The organism is Beutenbergia cavernae DSM 12333, assembly GCF_000023105.1.
GTDB lineage: Bacteria > Actinomycetota > Actinomycetes > Actinomycetales > Beutenbergiaceae > Beutenbergia > Beutenbergia cavernae.
On sequence record NC_012669.1, the window covers coordinates 2626681 to 2648551 of the forward strand.

General features: G+C 72.6%; 16 protein-coding genes and 2 rRNA genes. 3 read left to right on the forward strand and 15 right to left on the reverse strand.

Annotation, left to right across the window (positions count from 1 at the left end; all coding sequences use genetic code 11):
* Positions 1-81: 81 nt before the first annotated feature.
* The 3 genes from BCAV_RS22970 (at position 82) to BCAV_RS11810 (ending at position 2574) form a co-directional block, all read left to right on the forward strand.
* On the forward strand, positions 82-984 hold the full coding sequence (locus BCAV_RS22970) for a Rossmann-fold NAD(P)-binding domain-containing protein (protein WP_222836639.1): 903 nt from the start codon (positions 82-84) through the stop codon (positions 982-984).
* On the forward strand, positions 984-1448 hold the full coding sequence (locus tag BCAV_RS11805; protein WP_015882836.1) for an anthrone oxygenase family protein: 465 nt from the start codon (positions 984-986) through the stop codon (positions 1446-1448). The genes BCAV_RS22970 and BCAV_RS11805 overlap by 1 nt, the downstream gene beginning before the upstream one ends.
* A 139-nt stretch (positions 1449-1587) precedes the next feature.
* Positions 1588-2574 (forward strand): COX15/CtaA family protein, encoded by a 987-nt coding sequence (locus tag BCAV_RS11810; RefSeq protein ID WP_015882837.1) that lies wholly within the window; start codon positions 1588-1590, stop codon positions 2572-2574.
* A 13-nt stretch (positions 2575-2587) separates the two neighbouring features.
* On the opposite strand, the gene BCAV_RS11815 is transcribed toward BCAV_RS11810, so the two are convergent.
* From BCAV_RS11815 to BCAV_RS11885, 15 genes are all read right to left on the reverse strand, one after another.
* Positions 2588-3220, reverse strand: a complete 633-nt coding sequence (locus tag BCAV_RS11815) for an NUDIX domain-containing protein (RefSeq protein ID WP_015882838.1) — start codon at positions 3218-3220, stop codon at positions 2588-2590.
* Positions 3217-4920 carry a CTP synthase gene (locus BCAV_RS11820; protein WP_015882839.1) on the reverse strand — a complete coding sequence of 568 codons (1704 nt, stop codon included), beginning with the start codon at positions 4918-4920 and terminating at the stop codon, positions 3217-3219. Before BCAV_RS11820 ends, BCAV_RS11815 begins: the two co-directional genes overlap by 4 nt.
* A gap of 6 nt (positions 4921-4926) precedes the next feature.
* Positions 4927-6006 (reverse strand): glycosyltransferase family 4 protein, encoded by a 1080-nt coding sequence (locus BCAV_RS11825; protein WP_015882840.1) that lies wholly within the window; start codon positions 6004-6006, stop codon positions 4927-4929.
* Positions 6003-7619, reverse strand: a complete 1617-nt coding sequence (murJ, locus tag BCAV_RS11830; RefSeq protein WP_015882841.1) for a murein biosynthesis integral membrane protein MurJ — start codon at positions 7617-7619, stop codon at positions 6003-6005. Before murJ ends, BCAV_RS11825 begins: the two co-directional genes overlap by 4 nt.
* Positions 7616-8467 (reverse strand): hypothetical protein, encoded by an 852-nt coding sequence (locus BCAV_RS11835; protein WP_015882842.1) that lies wholly within the window; start codon positions 8465-8467, stop codon positions 7616-7618. The genes murJ and BCAV_RS11835 overlap by 4 nt, the downstream gene beginning before the upstream one ends.
* Positions 8464-9501 (reverse strand): copper transporter, encoded by a 1038-nt coding sequence (locus tag BCAV_RS11840; RefSeq protein ID WP_015882843.1) that lies wholly within the window; start codon positions 9499-9501, stop codon positions 8464-8466. The genes BCAV_RS11835 and BCAV_RS11840 overlap by 4 nt, the downstream gene beginning before the upstream one ends.
* 25 nt (positions 9502-9526) lie before the next feature.
* Positions 9527-10750, reverse strand: a complete 1224-nt coding sequence (steA, locus tag BCAV_RS11845) for a putative cytokinetic ring protein SteA (protein WP_015882844.1) — start codon at positions 10748-10750, stop codon at positions 9527-9529.
* 5 nt (positions 10751-10755) lie between these two features.
* Complete coding sequence (locus tag BCAV_RS11850) at positions 10756-12594, reverse strand: DNA repair protein RecN (protein WP_015882845.1); 1839 nt, start codon at positions 12592-12594, stop codon at positions 10756-10758.
* Positions 12591-13484, reverse strand: coding sequence for an NAD kinase (locus BCAV_RS11855; RefSeq protein WP_015882846.1), 894 nt, complete (start codon positions 13482-13484; stop codon positions 12591-12593). Before BCAV_RS11855 ends, BCAV_RS11850 begins: the two co-directional genes overlap by 4 nt.
* Positions 13481-14311: a TlyA family RNA methyltransferase gene (locus tag BCAV_RS11860; RefSeq protein WP_015882847.1), complete on the reverse strand. Its 831-nt coding sequence runs from the start codon at positions 14309-14311 to the stop codon at positions 13481-13483. The genes BCAV_RS11855 and BCAV_RS11860 overlap by 4 nt, the downstream gene beginning before the upstream one ends.
* Positions 14311-14469, reverse strand: coding sequence for a hypothetical protein (locus BCAV_RS22740; protein ID WP_187292814.1), 159 nt, complete (start codon positions 14467-14469; stop codon positions 14311-14313). The genes BCAV_RS11860 and BCAV_RS22740 overlap by 1 nt, the downstream gene beginning before the upstream one ends.
* Before the next feature lie 71 nt (positions 14470-14540).
* Positions 14541-15590: an HAD-IIA family hydrolase gene (locus BCAV_RS11865; protein ID WP_015882849.1), complete on the reverse strand. Its 1050-nt coding sequence runs from the start codon at positions 15588-15590 to the stop codon at positions 14541-14543.
* On the reverse strand, positions 15587-16324 hold the full coding sequence (locus BCAV_RS11870; RefSeq protein ID WP_015882850.1) for a hypothetical protein: 738 nt from the start codon (positions 16322-16324) through the stop codon (positions 15587-15589). Before BCAV_RS11870 ends, BCAV_RS11865 begins: the two co-directional genes overlap by 4 nt.
* A gap of 1981 nt (positions 16325-18305) precedes the next feature.
* A 5S ribosomal RNA gene (rrf, locus tag BCAV_RS11880) occupies positions 18306-18423 on the reverse strand.
* A gap of 127 nt (positions 18424-18550) precedes the next feature.
* Positions 18551-21670 (reverse strand): 23S ribosomal RNA (locus BCAV_RS11885).
* Between the last annotated feature and the right edge of the window lie 201 nt (positions 21671-21871).

Genomic DNA, 21871 nt, shown 5'->3' on the forward strand with positions numbered 1-21871 from the left:
GAGCCTACCTGAGACGATCGCGTATGCATCCGCGACGAGACACTATGGTCCGTCCATACCGGCGCCTGGTGTGATCGAGTCATGCCAGAGACCACGCACCGCACCAGCCCCTCTCCTGCCTCCGCCGCAGACCCGTCCGCCGTCGGCGAGACCGGCGGCCCGGCCGACCCCAGGCCCGTGCTCGTCACGGCCGCCTCGGGGCGCACCGGCACGCGCGTCGCCGACCGGCTCCGCGCCGCCGGTCTGCCCGTTCGCGCCGTCTCCCGGAGCACGACCCCCAGGTTCGACTGGGAGGAGCCCGCCACGTGGGCGGACGTGCTCGACGGCGCGCGCAGCGCCTATGTCGCCTTCAGCCCCGACCTCAGCGTGCCCGGCGCCGCCGACACGCTGCGCGCGTTCGCCGCCGCGGCCCGCAGCGCTGGTCTCGATCGACTCTCGCTGCTGTCCGGGCGCGGCGAGGCCGCATCGCTCGTCGCGGAGGACGCCGTGCTCGAGGAGTTCCCGGCCGCGAGCGTCGTCCGCTCCTCATGGTTCGCCCAGAACTTCACCGAGGGTGAGTTCGCGGCGATGCTGACGGGCGGCGTCCTGGCGCTCCCCGTCGGGGACGTGCCCGAGCCGTTCGTCGACGCGGACGACGTCGCCGACGTGGCCGTCGCGACGCTGACCGGCGAGGGGCATGCGGGCGAGGTGTACGAGGTGGCCGGGCCGCGTCTCCTCACGTTCGCGGAGGTCGTCGCCGAGATCGGCGCCCTCGTGGGTCGCGACCTCCAGTACGTCGAGCTCGAGATGGACGACGCCGTCGCCGGATGGCGCGAGGCCGGGCTCCCGCCCGAGGTCGTGGAGCTGCTGTCCGCGCTCTTCCCCGAGGTCTTCGGCGGTCAGAACTCGGTGCTCACCGACGGCGTCGAACGCGCGCTCGGACGGCCGCCACGGGACATCTCGGCTCACCTCTCCGCCGCCGCGGCCGCCGGGGTGTGGTCGTGATGGGCGCGTGGGAGATCGCGACCGGCGCCACGGCCCTCGCCGCGGCGGCGAGCGGCGGCGCGTTCCTGCCGTACTCGACGTTCACGTCGGCGGCCGTCGCCTCGCTGCCCGATCGGGAAGGTCTGCGCGCGATGCAGGCGATCAACGTCGAGGCGCCGCGGTCGGGCACGTTCATGGCGCTCGTGTTCGGGACGGGGGCGCTGGCCGCCGTCGTCGGGGTGCGGGCGGTGCTCGACTCCGGGCCGGGGACGTGGTGGATCGTCGGCGGGACGCTCGTGTACGTCATCGGCGTGGTCGGCATGACGGCGGGGTACCACATCCCCCGCAACAACGCCCTGGACACCCTCGACGCCGCCGCGTTCCCCGCGTGGATGCGCTCCTGGGTCCGCGGCAACCACGTGCGCACCGTCGGTGGCCTGCTCGCCGGCGCCCTCATCGGCATCGGCGTCCTCGCGGCCGCCTGACGACTCCGCGAGAGGTTCGTGGCCCCACCGCGAGAGGTTCGTGGCCCCACCGCGAGAGGTTCGTGGCCCCGCCGCGAGAGGTTGGTGGCCGCGCTCCTCCCGGCGCGGACCACCCATCGGTCCGCACTATCGTGGAAGCGTGACGACCGCTACCCTCACCCGCGCCGATCGCTGGACCCGGATCGCCGTCGTCGCCAACCTCGTGGGCCAGGTCGTCATCGTTCTCACGGGCGGGATCGTGCGCCTGACCGGGTCCGGGCTCGGCTGTTCCACCTGGCCGCAGTGCGAGCCAGGTGAGTTCACTCCCGTGCACCACGACGCGATCACGTTCCACCCGTACATCGAGTTCGGGAACCGCACCCTGACGGGCGTCCTCGGCCTCATCGCCGTCGCCGTCGCGATCGGTATCTGGCGCGCGCCCGCCACCCGCGGACGCAGCACCGCGTTCCGCGTGCTCGGCCTCGTCCCGCTCGCGGGCGTGGCCGCCCAGGCCGTCATCGGCGGGATCACCGTCCTCGTCGACCTGCACCCCGCCGTCGTCGGCTTCCACTTCCTCAGCTCGATGGCCCTCATCTGGGGTTCCGCGGCCCTGTACGTGCGCCTGCGTGAGGGCGACGGCGCCCCGCGCCCGGTGGTCACGGGTCCGGCCGTGCCGCTCCTCGGCCGCGTGGTCGGGGTGCTCGCGGGGGTCGTCGTGGTCCTCGGCGTGCTCGTCACCGGGTCCGGCCCGCACTCCGGAGACGAGGAGGTCGGCTACCGGTTCGCGTTCGACCCCACGCTCGTCTCCCGGATCCACGCCGGCGCCGTGTGGGCGTTCATCGCCGCGCTCGTGGCGCTCCTCGTCCTGCTCGCTCGCGCCCGCCCCGCCGACGGCGTGACGCCCGCCGACCTCGCCCGCGCGCGCCGGTCCGGGCTCGTGCTGCTCGCCGTCACGCTCGCGCAGGGACTCATCGGGTACGTCCAGTACTTCACGGGCCTGCCGGAGGTGCTCGTCGCGCTGCACCTGGTCGGCGCTGCCCTCCTCGTGACGGCGACGACGACGGCGATCCTCGCCCTGCGTGTGCGGCCGTCCCTCACGGAGCCGGCGACGCCGGCTCCCGCCGCGGTCACCGGCGTCACGTCCTGACCCGTCGGCCCGCTCAGGCCGGCGCGACGTCCTGCCGGAACCACGCCGCGTCGACGGGCCGCAGCGAGCCCCAGCCCGCCGCGCGCGAGCTCGCGGCCGCGAGGATCCCGACGACCGTCGACGGGTTGTGGACCCGGCCACCGAGCACCGCCTGGACGGCGTCGTCGAGCGCCACCCACCGCGTCGCCATCCCGAGCTCCTCCGCCTCGCGCACGTGCCTCTCGCCGTCCGGCACCGCGATGAGCTCCCGCGCGAGGAACACCCGCAGGGTCTCGGTCGACGCGCCGGGCGTCGTGCAGTAGTCCGCGAGGACGTCCCACCGGGCCGCGACGAGATCCGCCTCCTCGGCCAGCTCCCGCCGCGCCGCCGCGAGCAGGGGCTCGCCGTCGACGTCGAGCAGACCCGCCGGGACCTCCCACAGGAACGCCCCGACGGGCACGCGGTACTGCCGCAGGAGGAGCACCCTGTCGTCCTCGTCGAGCGCGACGACGGCGACCGCCCCCGGGTGCCGCACGAACTCCCGGCGCACCACGCCACCCACCCCGAGGTCCACCTCGGCGGCGTCGACGTCGAAGACCCGTCCCGCGAAGACGGTCTCGCTGGCGAGCACCTCGGGCGGGACGCGCTCGTCGGACCAGGAGCTCATCGCGCCGGCTCGACCTCGAGCAGCCGCGTCTCGCGCTGCCGCGCCAGCGCCGCCCCGACGAGGCCCGCGAACAGCGGGTGCGCCCGCGTGGGACGCGACTTGAACTCCGGGTGCGCCTGCGTGCCGACGTAGTACGGGTGCACGTCTCGGTCGAGCTCGACGAACTCCACCAGCGACGAGTCCGGCGACTGTCCGCTGACGACCAGCCCCGCCTCCTCGAGCGCGGGCCGGTAGGAGTTGTTGACCTCGTACCGGTGGCGGTGCCGCTCGCTCGCCCGGGTCGCACCGTACGCCTCGGCGACGACGCTGCCGGGCGCCAGCTCGGCCTCGTACCGGCCGAGCCGCATCGTGCCGCCGAGATCGCCGTCGCCGCCGACGATCGCGAGCTGCTCCGCCATCGTCGCGACCACCGGGTCGGGCGTGTCGGCGTCGAACTCCGACGACGACGCCCGTTCCAGCCCGAGCACCGTGCGCGCGTACTCGATCACCATGCACTGCAGCCCGAGGCAGATGCCGAGCGTCGGCACCTGGTGCTCGCGCGCCCAGCGCAGGGCGCCGAGCTTGCCCTCGATCCCACGGACGCCGAACCCTCCCGGCACCAGGACGCCGTCGACCCCGTCGAGGGCGCGCCGGGCGCCCTCGGGCGTCTCGCAGTCGTCGGAGGCGACCCACTTGATGCGCACCCGGGCGTCGTGGGCGAAACCGCCGGCGCGCAGGGCTTCGGTCACCGACAGGTACGCGTCGGGCAGCCCCACGTACTTCCCGACGAGCGCGATCTCGATCTCGTCGGCCGGTCGGTGGACCCGGTCGAGCAGCGTGCCCCACGTCGCCCACTCGACGTCGCGGAACGGCAGGTCGAGGCGGCGCACGACGTACGCGTCCAGCCCCTCGGCGTGCAGCACCTTCGGGATGTCGTAGATGCTCGGTGCATCGGCGGCCGTGACCACCGCCTCGTCGTCGACGTCGCACATCGCCGCGATCTTGCGCTTCACGCTCTCGGGGATGTCGCGGTCCGCGCGGCAGACGATCGCGTCCGGCTGGATGCCGATGCTGCGCAGCGCCGCCACGGAGTGCTGCGTCGGCTTCGTCTTGAGCTCGCCGCTCGGGCCGATGTAGGGCACGAGGGAGACGTGCAGGAAGAACACGTTCGACCTGCCCACGTCCTGGCGGACTTGGCGCGCTGCCTCGAGGAACGGCTGCGACTCGATGTCGCCGACGGTGCCGCCGATCTCGGTGATGATCACGTCGGGCGGGTCGGCGTCGTGCGCCTGGGCGCGCATCCGCGACTTGATCTCGTCGGTGATGTGCGGGATGACCTGGACCGTGTCGCCGAGGTACTCGCCGCGACGCTCCTTCGCGATGACCGTGGAGTACACCTGCCCGGTGGTGACGTTCGCGCTGCGGCCGAGCTCGACGTCGAGGAACCGCTCGTAGTGGCCGATGTCCAGGTCGGTCTCGGCGCCGTCCTCGGTGACGAACACCTCACCGTGCTGGAACGGGTTCATCGTGCCGGGATCCACGTTGAGGTACGGGTCCAGCTTCTGCATCGTCACGCGCAGACCGCGCGCGCGGAGCAGGTGACCGAGGCTCGACGCCGTCAATCCCTTGCCGAGGGACGACGCCACACCGCCCGTCACGAAGATGTGCCGGGGTTCGGCGGAGAGAGGGGGGACCGGGCGTCTACCGATGTGATCGACCACGGAGTTCTACCCTAACAGGAGTCCGTAGATGCGCCGGAGCTGCGCCGCGACGTCAGCGAGCCGCGGCAGATGATCCGCGCGTTCCCGGGCCGCGGCGTGCATCCTGCTGCGACGCTCCGGATCCGCGAGCAGCGCGGCGACGGCGTTCGCGATCGCTGAGGCGTCGCCGTCCGGGACGAGCACGGCGGCGCCGGCCGTCACCTCGCCGGTGCCGCCGACGTCGGTCGCGACGATCGGGGCGCCGACGGCGAGCGCCTCCTGCAGCCACAGCGGCTGGCCCTCCCAGCGTGCGGTCGAGACGACGACGTCGGCGCCGGCGAGCAGGTCGAGCGCGTCCTCGCGGTAGCCGAGCAGCCCGAGCGGGAGAGCCTCGGTCTGCACCCGCCGGGTCAGCTCGGTCAGGAGCGGGCCGTGGCCGGCGACGAGCCACCGCACCGCGACGCCGTCCCGCGCGAGGAGCGCTGCGGCGTCGGCGAGCACGTCCAGGCCCTTCTGCGGGGCGAGGCGCGCCACCGTCACCAGCAAGCCGTCGCCGGGAGCGACGCCGAGCGCCGCGCGGTCGATCGGGCGCGGGTGCCCGCGTGGCGGGGCCGGCACGAGCGCCCGGTCGGTGAGTCGGGCTCCGCGCTCCCGGGCGCGCTCGACCAGGTCGCCGCTCACGCCGAGGACGGCGTCCGCACCGCGCGCGACGAGCCGCTCGAGGACGGCCGAGACGAGACGCACGCGCGTCGAGCCCACCGGCAGGTTGTGCAACGTGACCACGAGCCGCGGGCGTCGCGCGCGCGGCAGACCGCGCAGCGCGAGCACCGCGAGCCCGCCGGCACGCAGGCCGTGCGCGTGCACGACGTCGCTCCCGCGCGCCAGCGTGCGCAGCTCCCGGATCGCCGTGAGGTCGCGGAGCTGGGGCCGGTCGCCGATCTCGACGAGGCGGGTCGGGCCGTCGAACGCGTCGACGACGTCGGCCGGCCCGGCGAGCACGACGTCGTACCAGGGCGCGAGCCCGGCGGCGATCTCCCGGGCGTGCCGGCCGACGCCGCCGGCGCTCGACCCGGTCAGCTGGACGACGCGCGGTCGCCGGGCGGTCATGCGCGCCTCACGATCGCCACGAGGGACCGGTCGGCGGCGGCGCTCGCGGCGCCGACCGCAGCGAGGGCGAGGACCCCGCCGACCAGGCCGGCGAGCAGTGCGACGCCCGCGCCGGCGTCCGGGCCGGCGATGCTGCCGGCGACCAGGCGCCCGGCGAGCGCACCGACCACGGCGCCGCCGAGCGCCACAGCCGTCGTGCGGCCGATCCCGGCGAGGGCGGCGGATCCCGCGACCCGCCGCACGGCGACGGCAAGAGCGATCGCGGCCACCGTCATCCCGACCGCCGTGCCGATGCCGAGCCCGAGCAACGCGGCCGGGCCGTCGTCGCCGTCGGGAGCCAGGACCATGACGGCGACCCAGGAGGCCACCGCCACGGTGACCCAGCCGATCGACGTCGCGACGACGGCGGCGCGCGCGTGCTCGAGGGCGTACAGCGCCCGGCTGAGGTGGAACAGGAGCGCCATGCCGACGAGGCCGGGAGCCATTGCCGTGACGGCGCCGGCCATCCCGCTGACATCTCCCCGCGCGTACGTCGCGAAGACCGTCTGGACGGGGTCGGCCGCGGCGACGAGCCCGGCTGCCCCCGCCAGGGCCGCGACGACGATCGCACGCGTCGAGGCGCTCGTGTCGCGCGCGAACGCGCGGGAGTCGCGAGCGCTCGCGTGCTCGGCGAGTCGCGGGAACATCGCCGTCGCGAGGGGGACGGCGAGCACCGCGTACGGCAGCAGGTACACGGCCTGGGAGTACTGGTAGACGCTCACGGTGCCGTCGAGCTGACCGAACCGGTTCGCGAGCACCACGGCGACGACGACGCTCGCCTGCTGGGCGAGCAGCGTGCCGATCCCGGAGGCCGCGAGCCGCCGCGCCCGGGGAGCGACCCCGGGCGGGAACCGCAACGCCGGGCGCAGGCGCACGCCCGAGGCCACCACAGGCACGAGCAGCGGCAGGCTCATCGCGGCGACTCCCGCCGTCGTCCCCCACCCCAGCCACGCCACAGCTGACGAGCTCAGCGCTCCGGGCGTCGGCTCCGGCCCCGCGAGCAGGCCGAACGCGTAGTACGACGCGATGACGACGACGCTGGAGGCGAGCGGGGCGCACGCGGGCAGCAGGAACCGCTTCTGCGCCTGGAGCACGCCGGTGAGCACGACGCCGATCCCATACAGGGGGATCTGCGGAGCGAAGATGCGCAGCAGCGTGGTCGCCAGCTCGACCTGCTCCTGCGACGCCGGAACGCCGCGGCTCGACAGCAGCAGCGTGGCGACGGGCCGCGCGAGCAGCGCCGTCACCACCGCGAGCGGCACCAGCGCCACGAGCGCCCAGCCGAGCAGCGCCGAGGAGATCCGGTCGACGTCGCCACGCATCCGCGCCGCCAGGGGCGCGGCGAGCAAGGGGATGACGGCGCCCGCGAGCGCACCACCCGCGGCGACCTCGTACAGCACGTTGGGCACCGAGTTCGCCGTCGCGTAGGCGGTGCCCACCTCGTTCGGCCCGACCCACGCGTTCTGCGCGAACCACCGGCCGAAGCCCACGACGCGGGAGAGCAGCGTCAGCGCGGTGATCGCCGCCGTCGCCCCGGCGAGCCCCGCGACGAGCCGGCGCGCCCCGACGCTCACGCCCGCTCCAGCCGGCCCCACGCGTCGGCCTCGCGGAGCACGGGCGTGCGGGCGATGACGCGGGAGAAGCTCACTCGTTCGCTCGCGAGCGTGAGGGCGACGACGCCGGCGAGGGCCGCGCCGCGCAGCCAGGGCGAGCGCGTGAGCGCGAGAGACGTCCCGAGGACGGCGCCGACGGCGTTCGCGCCCGTGTCACCGAGCATCGTCGTCTCGGCCAGGTCGGTCGGCAGAGCGGCGAGGGACGACCCGACGACGCCGGCCGCGAGCTCCGCCCCGGGACCGTTCGTGAGTGCCACGGGTGTGGCCGCGAGCGCCGCCGCCTTGAGGGCGCGTCCGGGGCGCAGGTCCAGGAGGTTGAGCAGGTTCGCCGTGCCCGCGACGAGCGCTCCTGACGTCGCGACGTCGAGCGCCCGGACGGCCATCGGCCGCGTGCTCGCGTCGCGCAGCCCGCCCCGGGTCGCGATCGCCGCGGCCACGATCGACGCGGCCGAGATCCCGAGCAGCTTCGCTCCCCCGGTCGTCACGCGCCCCCGGGCGAGCGCACCGAGATGGCCGCGCAGACCCTTCGTCGACGACTCCGCCGGATCCTCGACGAGGTCGTCGAGCGCGCCGAAGCCACCGCCGGCCGCGGCCGCGAGCGTGCCGGCGACGCCGGGCCGGCCGCCGACCGACGCCGCTGCCGCCCCGGCCCCGGCCGCGAGCGCGAGCCCGCCGAGGAGGCTGACCTCGCCGCCGGCGTAGTTCGTGCGCGCCCAGCGGCGCTCCCCGCCCGGCGCCGACCGCCGCACCGCGGACAGCGTGCCGAGTGTCCACGTGGCCCCCAGCGCGGAGGCCCGCAGGCGGCTCACGCGTCCTCGCCGTCGCCGCCCGGCTCGCCGTCCGGTTCCGCGGAGCCGTCGTCCGGCTCCACCACCGGCGGCTCGAGCCCGGCGTCGGGCGGCATCACCTCGGTGGCGCCGATGCCGGACCCGTACTGCGCGGCCTCGTTCCCGGCCATCGCGCTCGCCAGGGCGAGCGGCGCGGTGACGAGCCCGGGGGCGACGTCGATGCCGTCGACGGACGTCGTCGTCGCCGCGGCCGGGTCCGCCCGCAGAGCCGCGACCACGTCGCCGTCGTTCGTCGCGTACCCGGCGAGGATCGAGCCCTCGCCGGTCTGGGCGAGCGCGCTCGCGAGCGCGACCCAGGCGGCGTTCGTGTCCTCCAGGTCCGACGGCGGCGCCTCGTCCGGGACCGGCAGGTACGGGGCACTCACGACGATCGTCGCGTCCGCCGGGGCGAGGTCCTCGCTGACCTGGCGGACGAGCGCGTCGTCGTCGCCGGCCGTGAGGAGGGCGAGCAGCTCGCCCGCGTTCGCCGTCGGCTCGTCGGTGTCCGTCTCGGTGGCCGTGAGCGCCTCGCCGAGCGCCTCGCCGAGGATCTGCTCCGTCGTGGCGTCGTCACCCGGCGACTCGGCCAGGTAGGCAGACAGGTTCGCGGCGATCTGCGACCGGTACGCCCGCTGGGACGGGTCCGACCACATCGTCGTCACCTCGACCCGCCCGACGACGCTCGCGCCGGCGAGCTCCAGGTTCTGCGTGAGCGCCTCGACGACGTCCGCCTCGGCGCCGGGCAGGAGCACGAGGGCCACGTCGCGCTCGGGCAGCGTGTCCTCGAGCAGCTGCGGAGCAGCCCCCGTGACGAACGCGTCGCGCGCGACGAGATCGGCCTGCGAGCGCTCGAGGTCGGCCCGCAGCGACTCCTTCTCCTCGCGCAGCTGCTCCACCTGGCCCGTCAGCTGGTCGCCGATCGTGTCGCGCAGCGGTCCGGCGCCGAGCACGATGCCGACGGCGAGCGCCAGGAACACCGAGATCAGCGAGACGAGGTGGTACCGAAAGTCGATCACCGCAGGAAGCCCATTTCTCCGGGTCTCAGCCCACGGCCCCGGCCGTGAGGCCGAGGAGGTCGCGGACGAACGAGACGAAGTCGTCGATGCGCGCCAGGATCAGCCCGAACAGGGTCTGACCGGCGGGTGTGCTGCCGAGCGCCACGAGCACAGCGGCGAGCCCGGCGAGGACGAGCGCCGTCACCTGCCAGTTGGAGATCCGGTGCCGGTACAGGCGGGACACGCCCTTCGCGTCGACGAGCTTGCTCCCCACCCGCAGCCGGGTGAGGAACGTGCTGGCCATCCCGGCGCGCCCCTTGTCGAGGAACTCGACGAGCGTCGCGTGGGTGCCGACGGCGACGATGAGCTCGGCTCCCTTGTCGTCGGCCAGCAGCATGGCGACGTCCTCGCTGGTACCGGTCGCGGGGAACACGACGTGGGACACCCCGAGTCGCTCGACCCGGCTGAGCCCGGGAGCGCGCCCGTCCCGGTAGGCGTGCACCACGACCTCCGCCCCACAGCCGAGGGCACGGTCCGAGACCGAGTCCATGTCGCCGACGATCATGTCCGGCGTCCAGCCGGCGTCCAGGATCGCGTCGGCTCCGCCGTCGACGCCGATCAGCACCGGGCGGTTCTCCCGCACATAGGACCTCAGCATCGCGAGGTCCTCCTTGTAGTGGTAGCCGCGGACCACGATCAGCGCCTGACGCCCCTCGAGCTTCGTGCGGATCTTCGGGACGCCGACGCCGTCGAGCAGCAGCTCCCGTTCCCGGCGCAGGTAGTCCATGGTGTTCGCGGCGAACGACTCGAGCTGGTCCGCGAGACCCTCCCGCGCCTCGGCGAGCGAGACCTCGACCGTCTCGGTCGTCTGCACGGTGCCCTCGGCGACGAAATGCCCGCCGACGCTCACCTTGGCGCCGTCGACCTCGACGCGTGACGACTCCGGGATCGCCATGACGTCGGAGCCCAGGTCGTCCAGGAGCGGGATGCCCGCCTCCAGCAGGATCTCCGGACCGAGGTTCGGGTACCGCCCGGACGTCGAACGGGCGGCGTTCAGCACCGCCGCCGGCTTGCAGCCGACGAGCGCCTCCGCGGAGACGCGGTCGATGTCCACGTGGTCGATGACGGCGACGTCGCCGGGCCGCAGGCGCTTCGTCAGCGTCTTCGTGCTGCGGTCGACCCGCGCGGGACCGGTGATCTGCCCGCGCTCGACCTGGGCGCCGGCCCGGGCGTCGGTGGCCGCGCGCCGGCGCGGGAGCAGTGACCTCATCGCCGCTATCGTCCCACGCCGTCGCGTTCCAGGAGCTCGGCGGCGTGCCGCCGGGCCTGCGAGGACGCCGGATCGCCCGACAACATGCGGGCGAGCTCCTCCTCACGCTCGGTGCCGGTGACGATCGTCACGCCGGTCGTGGTGCCCCCGCCGGTGGTCTGCTTGGCGACGACGACGTGCCGGTCGGCGAACGCCGCGACCTGAGCGAGGTGGGTGACGACCACGACCTGCGCCGTCCGCGCCAGCTCCGCGAGTCGTCGTCCGACCTCCACGGCGGCCCGGCCGCCGACCCCGGCGTCGACCTCGTCGAACACGAACGTGGGCGCAGCGTCGTCGCTCCGCCGCTGCGCGAGTGCCACCTCGATCGCGAGCATCACACGGGAGAGCTCCCCTCCCGAGGCGCTCTGCGCGAGCGCCCGGACGGGGGCGCCCTCGTGGGCGCTGAGCAGGAACGTGACGTCCTCGGCACCAGCCGGGCCGACGTCGTCGGCCGCGACCAGCTCCACCGAGAGGTGTGCGCCGCCCATCGCGAGCCCGCTGAGCTCACCGTCGACGGCGTCCGCGAGCCGGCGTGCGGCGTCGCGCCGTGCTGCGGTGACCGCGTCGGTGAGCTCCGCCCGAGCCGCGAGCAGCTCCCGGGCGCGCCGTTCCAAGGCGGGTTCGCCCTCGTCCGGGGACGTCAGCGCTGTCAGCCGCGCACGCGCGTGCCCCGCCCACCGCAGGACGGCGTCGACGGTGCCTGGCTCCGGCGCGGCGGAAGGTGCCTGGCCGCCGTCCGACTCCCCCGTCCCGCCCGCGCTCGGGCTCTCCGACCCGGGCGCCGGGTCGGCGGACGCGTCGGCGCCCGGCCCGTCCCAGGCCACGCCGTACGTGCGGGCCAACGACGTCAGCGCCGCCCGGCGCGCGTGGACCTCGTCGAGCCGGTCCGGGTCGGCGTCGAGCCCGGCGAGGTAGGCGCCGACCTCTCCCGTGAGGTCGCCGAGCAGGTAGGCGACCTCGCCGAGCCGCTCGGCCCAGCCAGCGAGGACCGCGTCGAACTCCTGAGCGTGCTCGAGCTGGCGGCGCGCGCCCTCGACGGCCGCCAGCGCCCCGCCGCCGTCCTCGCCGCCGTCCGCCGCGTCGTCCCGGGACTCGAGCGCGGACCGGGCCGCCTGCACCGCGGCCCGCAGCTCCTCGACGTTGCCGAGCCGGTCGGCCTCCTCGCGCAGCTCGACGTCCTCGCCGGCTCGCGGCTCGAGGGCCTCGATCGCGGCGAGCGCTTCCGTGAGCCGCTCGACCTCCAGCACGCGTGCCCGAGCGCCCGCCCGCCACCGGTCGAGCTCCGCCTCCGCCTCGCGGTGCCGCGCGTGCGCCTGGCGATGAGCGGCGACGCGGGCCTCGTGCTCGGGACCGGCGAACGCGTCGAGCGCGGCTCGCTGCTGAGCGCCGCTGCGCAGCCGGAGCTGATCGGTCTGACCGTGCACGGTGACGAGCGACGCGCCGACCTCCGCCAGCACCCCCTGCGGCACGCTGCGCCCCCCGAGGAACGCCCGGGAGCGCCCCTGGGCGGCGACGGAACGGGCCAGCAGGAGCGCGTCGTCGTCGAGCTCACCACCGGCCTCCTCGGCGCGCGCGACGGCGGGCGACCCGGGAGGCGGCACGAAACGCCCCTCCACCACGGCACGCTCGGCACCCGACCGGACGAGCGCGGCGTCGGCGCGGCCGCCGAGCAGCAGGTCCAGGCCGGTCAGGAGCATCGTCTTCCCGGCGCCCGTCTCCCCCGTCACCACCGTGAGCCCGGGGGCGAGCTCCAGCTCGGCACGGGAGATCACGCCGAGGTCGGTGATGCGCAGCTCCTCGATCACCGGGCACCGCCTGCCGGGCCCGACCCGCGCCAGCCCGAGACCGGAAGGTCGAACTTGCGCACGAGCCGCGAGCTGAACGGCGCCTGCTCGAGGCGCGCGATCCGCACAGGTTCGGCGCCGCGGCGCACCTCGATGTGCGACCCGGCGGGGACGTCGAGCCGCCGCCTGCCGTCGCACCACAGCGTCGCACCGGACCGCGAGCGGGCGAGCACCTCCACCGCCAGCACGGAACCCGGGCCGACGACCAGAGGGCGGGCGAACAGGGCGTGCGCGCTGATCGGGACGAGCAGCAGGGCCTCGACGTCCGGCCACACGACCGGTCCGCCGGCGGAGAACGCGTAGGCGGTGGAGCCGGTGGGGGTGGCGAGCACGACGCCGTCGCACCCGAACGTCGACAGCCCGCGCCCGTCGACCCCGATCGCCACCTCGATGAGGCGTTCGCGGCGTTCCTTCTCGACGGTCGCCTCGTTGATCGCCCACCCGGTCTCGACGACGCCGGTGGGCAGCCGGACGGTGACGTCGACGGTCATCCGCTCCTCGACGTCGTACGCCCGCCGGGCGATGTGGTCGACGACCTGCGACAGCTCCGACGCCTCCGACTCGGCGAGAAAGCCGACGTGCCCGAGGTTGATGCCCACGAGCGGCACCCCGCGTCCGCGAACGAGCTCGGCCGCCCGCAGGATCGTGCCGTCGCCACCGAGGACGACGGCGAGCTCGAGCCCGTCCAGGTCCGCGGGATCGGCGTCGGCGTCACTGAGCTCGGCGTCGTGCCGGAGGTCCGGGCGGTGGACGGGCGTGATCCCGCGCGCGCGCAGCTCCTCCTCGAGGCGGTGCTGCGTGCGGACGGCGTCGGCGCGCCCGGTGTGCGCGACGACGAGGACCCGCCTCACGTCGTCCTCACGTCGGGTTCGGACGCCGACGCCGCGGCGATCATCTCGTGCCGCTGCTGCCGCCCTGGAGCATCAGGCCGCGGCCCGCCGGCGCGCAGCAGCACGAAGTACTCGATGTTTCCGTTCGACCCGGGCAGAGGGCTCGGCGTCACCGCCAGGAGGTCGAGCCCGAGCTCGCCAGCACGGTCCGCCACGGCGCCGACGGCCGCGCGACGTAGCTCGCGGGAGCGCACGAGCCCGCCTGCGCCGAGCGCCTCGCGGCCGACCTCGAACTGAGGCTTGACCAGCAGCAGCAGCTCCGCGTCGGGTGCGGCGCACGCGGCCAGCGGCTCGAGCAGGAGGGTGAGGGAGATGAAGGACAGGTCGCCGACCACGAGTTGCGGCGCAGGTGCGACGTCGTCCGGCCGGAGGTCGCGGACGTTCGTGCGCTCGAGGACGGTCACCCGGGGATCCGCGCGCAGCTCGGGCACGAGCTGATCGGTGCCGACGTCGACGGCGACGACGTGCGCCGCGCCCCGGCGCAGCAGCACGTCAGTGAACCCGCCGGTGGACGCACCGGCGTCGAGGGCGCGACGACCCGCGACGAGGGGCGCCGCCGGCCCGAGGGCGTCGAGAGCACCGGCGAGCTTGTGCCCGGCCCGGGACACGTAGTCCGGCGTCTCGCCCCCCGTCACCTGCAGCGCCGACGCCGCATCCACCGGCGTCGCGGCGCGCGTGGCGGCACGTCCGTCGACGAGCACCCGCCGCGAGGAGACGAGGCTCTGCGCATGGGTGCGTGAGCGTACGAGACCGCGACGGACGAGCTCGACGTCCAGCCGAGCGCCCATCAGCCCGCGGCCTCGTCGAGGGCCTCGACCAGGCGGCGGTGAACCGACTCGAACGCCACGACGTGGTCCCGCAAGGGCTTCTCGGCCAGGCCGTCGAGCGCCGGCAGCAGGTCGTCCGCGCGCAGGCCGACGTCGCCCGGCGTCTCACCCCCGGGCACCTGGGGCGCTTCTTCCTGCGGCACGGTGCGACCTCCCCTTCCCGGCGACACGCTACCTGGCGAGGCCCCGGTCAGGCGTCGCGCACGCGCAGTGGTGTGGACGACGCGACGTCGACCGGCGTTCCGGCGTCCGCGGAGTCCCACGCGGCCGCGCAAGCGGCCCGCAGCTCGTCGAGCGTCACCTCGTCGAGCGCGTCGAGCCGGTGCTCGCCGTCGGCTCTGCGCACGACGAGCCCGCGGCCGTCCACGCGCACCTCGCCGGTCGAGCACCGCCAGGCATGGTCGTCTCCGCGCTCCGGCGCGGGATGGGGCTCGAGGATCCCGCGCAGGTCGGTGGCGAGCAGATGTGGCCGCTCGGCGGGTGCGGCGGCCAGGAGCTCGTGCGGACCGCTGACCCCGGTCAGCACGTGCAGCCCGACCATCCCGGCCGCCCGAGCACCGGCGAGGTCCGTGTCGAGCCGGTCCCCGATCACCAGGGGGCGACGCGAGGAGACGGTGCCCGCCGCCTGCCGGAAGATCTCCGGTCCCGGCTTGCCGGCGGAGGCGGGACGGACCCCCGTGGCGTGCACCAGCGCCGCGACGAGCGACCCGTTCCCCGGCGCCATCCCGCGCTCCGTCGGGAGCGTGGCGTCGAGATTCGTGGCGAGGTATCGAGCGCCGGCCGCGATCGCGTAGGCGGCCTCGGCGAGGTCGCGCCAGCACACGTCGGGCCCGAACCCCTGGACGACGGCGACCGGCGAGTCCCCGGCGCGCGTCACCACCTCGAGGCCGTGCGCCGCCAGGGCCTCGTGGAGACCCTGCCCACCGACGGCGAGCACGCGGCTGCCCGCGGGAACCTGCTCACGGAGCATCGCTGCCGCCGCGAGCGACGACGTCATGACGTCGGACGGCTCGGCCGGGACCCCGAGGGACGTGAGCTGGTCCGCGACGACGCCGGGCGGCCGGGCCGCGTTGTTCGTCACGAACACGGCGGTCATCCCGGCGGCGCGACCCGCGGCGATGGCCTCCGCAGCGTGCTCGACCGGTTCCGGGCCGCGGTAGACGACGCCGTCGAGGTCGAGCAGGGCGGCATCGAACTCCTCCGCGGGAGGACGGGCGCACCCGACGAGAGTGGAGCTCACGCGTGGTCCTCCTCGGTGGTGTCGTCCGTGCTCGCCGGTTCCTGCTCAGTCGACTCCGTCGACTCGGACGACTCGACCCGCTCCGGCGCCGCCGTTGCGTCGTCGTCGTCGTCCAGGTCCGTGTCCTCACCGACGTCCGCGCCGGGCTCGGGCGTGGAGGCGTCCTCCTCCAGCACGCCCTCGTCCCACGCCTCCTCCCCGAGGACGTCGTCCTCCAGGTCGGTGACGACGATGGGGTCCTCCGGCTCGGCGGGCAGCGCCGCTCGTTCGGACTCGGCCTCGTCGGTGCGGCCCAGCGCCGTCAGCACGTCCACGCGCGCCTCCCGCACCCGCAGCGCCAGGTCGGGGAGCCGACCGGGCACGCGCAGGTCGTCGAGCAGCGCGAGGGCGGCCTCCGGCTGACCGAGGTCGAGGCGCGCGCCGCTCGCGACGATCGTCAGCTCGATCCGGTCCGCGACGTCGAGGTCGTCCTGGGACTGGGTGAACAACGCGATCGCCCGCTCTGGGCGGCCGAGCCCTCGCTCGGAGTCGGCCTCCAGCGCCCGGTGGGCGTCGATGCCGCTGAGCCGACGGACCGTGCGCAGCTCGCGCAGGGCCTCGGCGTAACGCGCCGTGGCGTAGGCCGCGAGGGCTGCAGCCTCCCGCACGACGTCGATCCGCCCGGCCCGTCGCACCGCCGCCTGGGCGTGCTCGTAGGCCCGCTCGGGATCGTCGTCGAGGAGCCTGCCCGCCATCACGAGGTGCCGGGCGACGCGGTCCGCGTTCTCCTTCGTCAGACCGCGCAGGCGCGCGCGCGCCTCCCGGTCGAGCTGTCCGGGTTCGACGTCGTCCGGGAGGTATGGGTCCGGGACCCGGTCCTCGCGGCGATCGCGACGGTCCGACGTCGGCGCCTGGCCGGTCCGGTCGTCCCGCCGACCGAACGCGCTGCCCTCGCCGCGTCCGGCGCCGCCCGACGTCGGTCCCCGGGAGCCGGCACTGCGATCACTAGCCCGCGCACCAGCGGTCCCGCGGTCGCCGTACCCGGGCGGACGACCACCTGATCGTTCCCCGTCCCGATACCCCGACGGACGACCACCTGCCCGCTCCCCGTCCCGATACCCCGACGGACGACCGCTCCCGCGCTCCCTGTCCCCGTAGCCGGGGGCGGCGTCGCGGCGCGGTCCCCGAGGCGAGTCGTCGGAATCGCGAGGGGTCCTGGGCCGCCACGGTCCGCTGCGACCTGCGGGCTCACCGCGGTCCGCCCGATCGTCCCGCGATCGCCAGTCGGATCCTCCGCGTCGCTCGCCCGTCCGTTCGGGGCGACCGCGCTCATCCCACCCGCCGTCCCGGCGGCCGCGCGGGGCACCCGCGGCGCCGGGCCGGTCGCGTCCGTCGCCGCCGCGTGATCGGTCCCGCGGAGCGTCACTCGCGTACGGTGCGGACCGCCGGTCCTCGCGCTCACCACGCCAGGAGCTGCCGCGATCCGCCGACCGGGCGGAGCCGCGACCGCGATCATCGCCGGCACGACGGTGATCGCCGGACCCACGCTCGCCGCCTGCGGCGCCACCGCCACGGCCATACCGCTCGGTACCGGGGGGCGCCGAGCCGCGACGGTCGGGGCGCCCGTCCCGCGCACCGTCACGCGGTCCGCGCTCTCCCGGCCCGCGTGTGCTGAAGCGATCACCTCGAGCACCCCCGCCCTCGGTCGCCCGCTCCGCGCGGCCATATCCTCGAGCGCCGCGGCCATCGGGCGCCCGCTCCGCGCGGCCGTACCCTCGATCGCCGCTACGCCCCGCGCCGCCGGAGCCTCGCCCGTCGCGCTCGTCGGGACCGCCCCGACGATCGCTCCGACCCCTGGCGTCCCACTCGCGCGCGGAGCCGGCGTCTCTGTCCGGACGACGAGCCCGGTCCCCACGATCTCCGCGTGCGTCACCGGAGGATCGGTTCGGGCCGCGCCCTCCGTACGAAGGACCTCCGCCACGACCGGCGGGACGCTCACCGTAGGACGACCCCCCAGCAGCCCGACCCCCGGAACGCTCACCGTAGGACGACCCCCCAGCAGCCCGACCCCCGGAACGCTCACCGTAGGACGACCCCCCAGCAGCCCGACCCCCGGAACGCTCACCGTAGGAACCAGCCCCTCCACGACTCCCCGCTCCACCGGTCGACCCGCTGCGGGAGCTGCCACTACGGTGCCCACCGCGCGTGGTGTCATCGGCGGAACGGCCGCCACGCCCCTCATCGGAGCGGCGCCCACCCGACCCGCCGCGCGAGTCCGCGGCCCCGCCACGCGGGGTACCCCAGCCACGATCGCGGTCGTCACGACGGCCCGAGCCCGAACGGGCCGGACCTTCACCGGCTCCCCGGGTCGAACGTCCACGGTCCGGCTGGGAGCTCCGCGGCGCGCCCTTGCGCTCTGTCGAACCTCCCGACGCCCGACCGCGCCCGCCGCCGGAGGAACCCGCACCGGCGCCGCCGTCGCTCTTCCGCCCGCGGGACCGGTCGTCACGCCCGTCCCGACCTCCGCGTGAGTCGCCGGTGCGCTCGTCGCGCCCGCCCTTGTCTCGCCGTTCCGAGACCATGGTCATCTCCTGTCTGCACCCGGACATCGAGTGACGTCGGACCGTGCGGGCTCTGTTGACTTTATGCGGACGCCGCAGCGTCCGCATCCACGCCACGATAGCGTGGTGAATGACGAAAGGGCCACCCTGGTGGGTGGCCCTTTCGTGAATGGGTGTTCGGCGGTGTCCTACTCTCCCACACGGTCTCCCGTGCAGTACCATCGGCGCTGAGGGGCTTAGCTTCCGGGTTCGGAATGGTACCGGGCGTTTCCCGCCTCGCTATGGCCGCCGTAACTCTATGGAACTGTCACCCTTGCTCGCGAACCCCTGTGTTGTCCACCGTTGTGGTGGGGTTTGGGGGTTGCGGGGGTGGTGGTTCGGGAACCGCACAGTGGACGCGCACATCAGTGATGTTGTGTTGTGGTAAGTGGTCGGCTTATTAGTACCGGTCAGCTTCGCAGGTCGTTAGTCCCTGCTTCCACATCCGGCCTATCACCCAGTGGTCTGCTGGGAGCCTCTCCACCCTCGAGGGGTGATGGAAACCTCATCTTGAAGCAGGCTTCCCGCTTAGATGCTTTCAGCGGTTATCCCTTCCCAACGTGGCCAACCAGCCGTGCTCCTGGCGGAACAACTGGCACACCAGAGGTTAGTCCGTCCCGGTCCTCTCGTACTAAGGACAGCCCTTCTCAAGTTTCCTACGCGCGCAGCGGATAGGGACCGAACTGTCTCACGACGTTCTAAACCCAGCTCGCGTGCCGCTTTAATGGGCGAACAGCCCAACCCTTGGGACCGACTCCAGCCCCAGGATGCGACGAGCCGACATCGAGGTGCCAAACCATGCCGTCGATATGGACTCTTGGGCAAGATCAGCCTGTTATCCCCGGGGTACCTTTTATCCGATGAGCGACGGCGCTTCCACAAGCCACCGCCGGGTCACTAGTCCCGACTTTCGTCCCTGTTCGACCCGTCGGTCTCACAGTCAAGCTCCCTTGTGCACTTACACTCGACACCTGATTGCCAACCAGGCTGAGGGAACCTTTGGGCGCCTCCGTTACTCTTTAGGAGGCAACCGCCCCAGTTAAACTACCCACCAGGCACTGTCCCTGATCCGGATCACGGACCGAGGTTAGATATCCAGAACGACCAGAGTGGTATTTCAACGTTGACTCCACCCCCACTGGCGTGAGGGCTTCATAGTCTCCCACCTATCCTACACAAGCCGTCCCGAACACCAATACCAAGCTATAGTAAAGGTCCCGGGGTCTTTCCGTCCTGCTGCGCGTAACGAGCATCTTTACTCGTAGTGCAATTTCGCCGAGTTCGCGGTTGAGACAGCGGAGAAGTCGTTACGCCATTCGTGCAGGTCGGAACTTACCCGACAAGGAATTTCGCTACCTTAGGATGGTTATAGTTACCACCGCCGTTTACTGGGGCTTAAATTCTGAGCTTCGCCCCCGAAGGGGCTGACCCGTCCTCTTAACCTTCCAGCACCGGGCAGGCGTCAGTCCGTATACATCGTCTTGCGACTTCGCACGGACCTGTGTTTTTAGTAAACAGTCGCTTCTCCCTGGTCTCTGCGGCCCTTCCACGCTCCCCCAGCAAGTGGGTTCACGCTCCGGGCCCCCCTTCTCCCGAAGTTACGGGGGCATTTTGCCGAGTTCCTTAACCACGATTCTCTCGATCGCCTTGGTATTCTCTACCTGACCACCTGAGTCGGTTTAGGGTACGGGCGGCTAGTCCCTCGCGTCGAGGCTTTTCTTGGCACCATAGGATCACCATATTCCCGCTGTTGCGGTCACCGTCAGCTCTCGGACTTGATGCCTCCCGGATTTGCCTAGGAGGCGTCCTACAGCCTTGGAAGGAGTCAACCATCGCTCCAACTGGCTACCTTCATGCGTCACCCCTGTTAATACGCTTACCTACTACCGGTTCGGGTCCCACGCGCCCCGTCCCGGTGGACCCCGAAGGGTCCGGTGGAACGGTTTGGGTGGTTAGCATCACCGGGCTCGGTATGGGCGGTCCTTCGCCGGTACGGGAATATCAACCCGTTGTCCATCGACTACGCCTGTCGGCCTCGCCTTAGGTCCCGACTTACCCAGGGCGGATTAACCTGGCCCTGGAACCCTTGGTCATTCGGCGGACGGGTTTCTCACCCGTCTTTCGCTACTCATGCCTGCATTCTCACTCGTGTGGCGTCCACCGCTGGATCACTCCGCGGCTTCGCTCGCCACACGACGCTCCCCTACCCATCCGTACGCCTGGACCCACCACAAGGGCGGGCCGAGCACGAGTACGGATGCCACAGCTTCGGCGGTGTACTTGAGCCCCGCTACATTGTCGGCGCGGAATCACTTGACCAGTGAGCTATTACGCACTCTTTCAAGGGTGGCTGCTTCTAAGCCAACCTCCTGGTTGTCTGGGCAACTCCACATCCTTTCCCACTTAGCACACGCTTAGGGGCCTTAGCTGGTGGTCTGGGCTGTTTCCCTCTCGACTACGAAGCTTATCCCCCGCAGTCTCACTGCTGCGCTTGGCTTACCGGCATTCGGAGTTTGGCTGACGTCAGTAACCTGGTAGGGCCCATTAGCCATCCAGTAGCTCTACCTCCGGCAAGGAACACGCAACGCTGCACCTATATGCATTTCGGGGAGAACCAGCTATCACGAAGTTTGATTGGCCTTTCACCCCTACCCACAGGTCATCCCCCAGGTTTTCAACCCTGGTGGGTTCGGTCCTCCACACGGTCTTACCCGCGCTTCAACCTGCCCATGGGTAGATCACTTCGCTTCGGGTCTAGAGCACGCGACTCAATCGCCCTATTCGGACTCGCTTTCGCTACGGCTTCCCCACACGGGTTAACCTCGCCACGCACCACTAACTCGCAGGCTCATTCTTCAAAAGGCACGCCGTCACCCCAACCAAGGAGGCTCCGACGGATTGTAAGCAAACGGTTTCAGGTACTATTTCACTCCCCTCCCGGGGTACTTTTCACCTTTCCCTCACGGTACTTGTCCGCTATCGGTCATCAGGGAGTATTTAGGCTTAGCAAGTGGTCTTGCCAGATTCACACGGGATTTCACGGGCCCCGTGCTACTCGGGATCCTCACCAGGAGGCGATGCCATTTCGTCTACGGGGGTCGCACCCACTACGCCCGGCCATTCAAGACCGTTCGACTATGACAACGCTTTCTTACTCCTCGCTCCGCCGGCAGACGAAACAGGTGAGTCCCACAACCCCGATGATGCAACGGCCGCCGCCTATCACACACCACCGGTTTAGCCTCGTCCGCTTTCGCTCGCCACTACTCACGGAATATCTCTTCCTGTGGGTACTGAGATGTTTCACTTCCCCACGTTCCCCCCACACGCCCTATATATTCAGGCGCGGGTAACCGGACATGACTCCGGCCAGGTTTCCCCATTCGGACACCCTCGGATCACAGCTCGTTTGCCAACTCCCCGAGGCTTATCGCAGGCTACCACGTCCTTCTTCGGCTCCTGATGCCAAGGCATCCACCGTTTGCTCTTAAACACTTGACCACAAAAGATCAAAGATGCTCGCGTCCACTGTGCAGTTCTCAAACAACCACCCCAACCACACCACCCCCACCACCAACCGCGGCAGGAGCAACCATGTAGGGCACAACCAGAGCAAACACACACCCCACCCAGCAAGCCCACCCGCACACGAACACCCCACCAACCCGGGCATCCCCACACGCGCGCACCCACCAGACCGGC

Excerpts from the sequence above, each read along its gene's own strand:
- BCAV_RS22970 (WP_222836639.1), top strand. The coding sequence starts at position 82 with ATGCCAGAGACCACGCACCGCACCAGCCCCTCTCCTGCCTCCGCCGCA.
- BCAV_RS11805 (WP_015882836.1), top strand. The coding sequence starts at position 984 with ATGGGCGCGTGGGAGATCGCGACCGGCGCCACGGCCCTCGCCGCGGCG.
- BCAV_RS11815 (WP_015882838.1), bottom strand. The coding sequence starts at position 3,220 with ATGAGCTCCTGGTCCGACGAGCGCGTCCCGCCCGAGGTGCTCGCCAGC.
- BCAV_RS11825 (WP_015882840.1), bottom strand. The coding sequence starts at position 6,006 with ATGACCGCCCGGCGACCGCGCGTCGTCCAGCTGACCGGGTCGAGCGCC.
- steA (WP_015882844.1), bottom strand. The coding sequence starts at position 10,750 with ATGAGGTCACTGCTCCCGCGCCGGCGCGCGGCCACCGACGCCCGGGCC.
- BCAV_RS11860 (WP_015882847.1), bottom strand. The coding sequence starts at position 14,311 with ATGGGCGCTCGGCTGGACGTCGAGCTCGTCCGTCGCGGTCTCGTACGC.
- BCAV_RS11870 (WP_015882850.1), bottom strand. The coding sequence starts at position 16,324 with ATGGCGGGCAGGCTCCTCGACGACGATCCCGAGCGGGCCTACGAGCAC.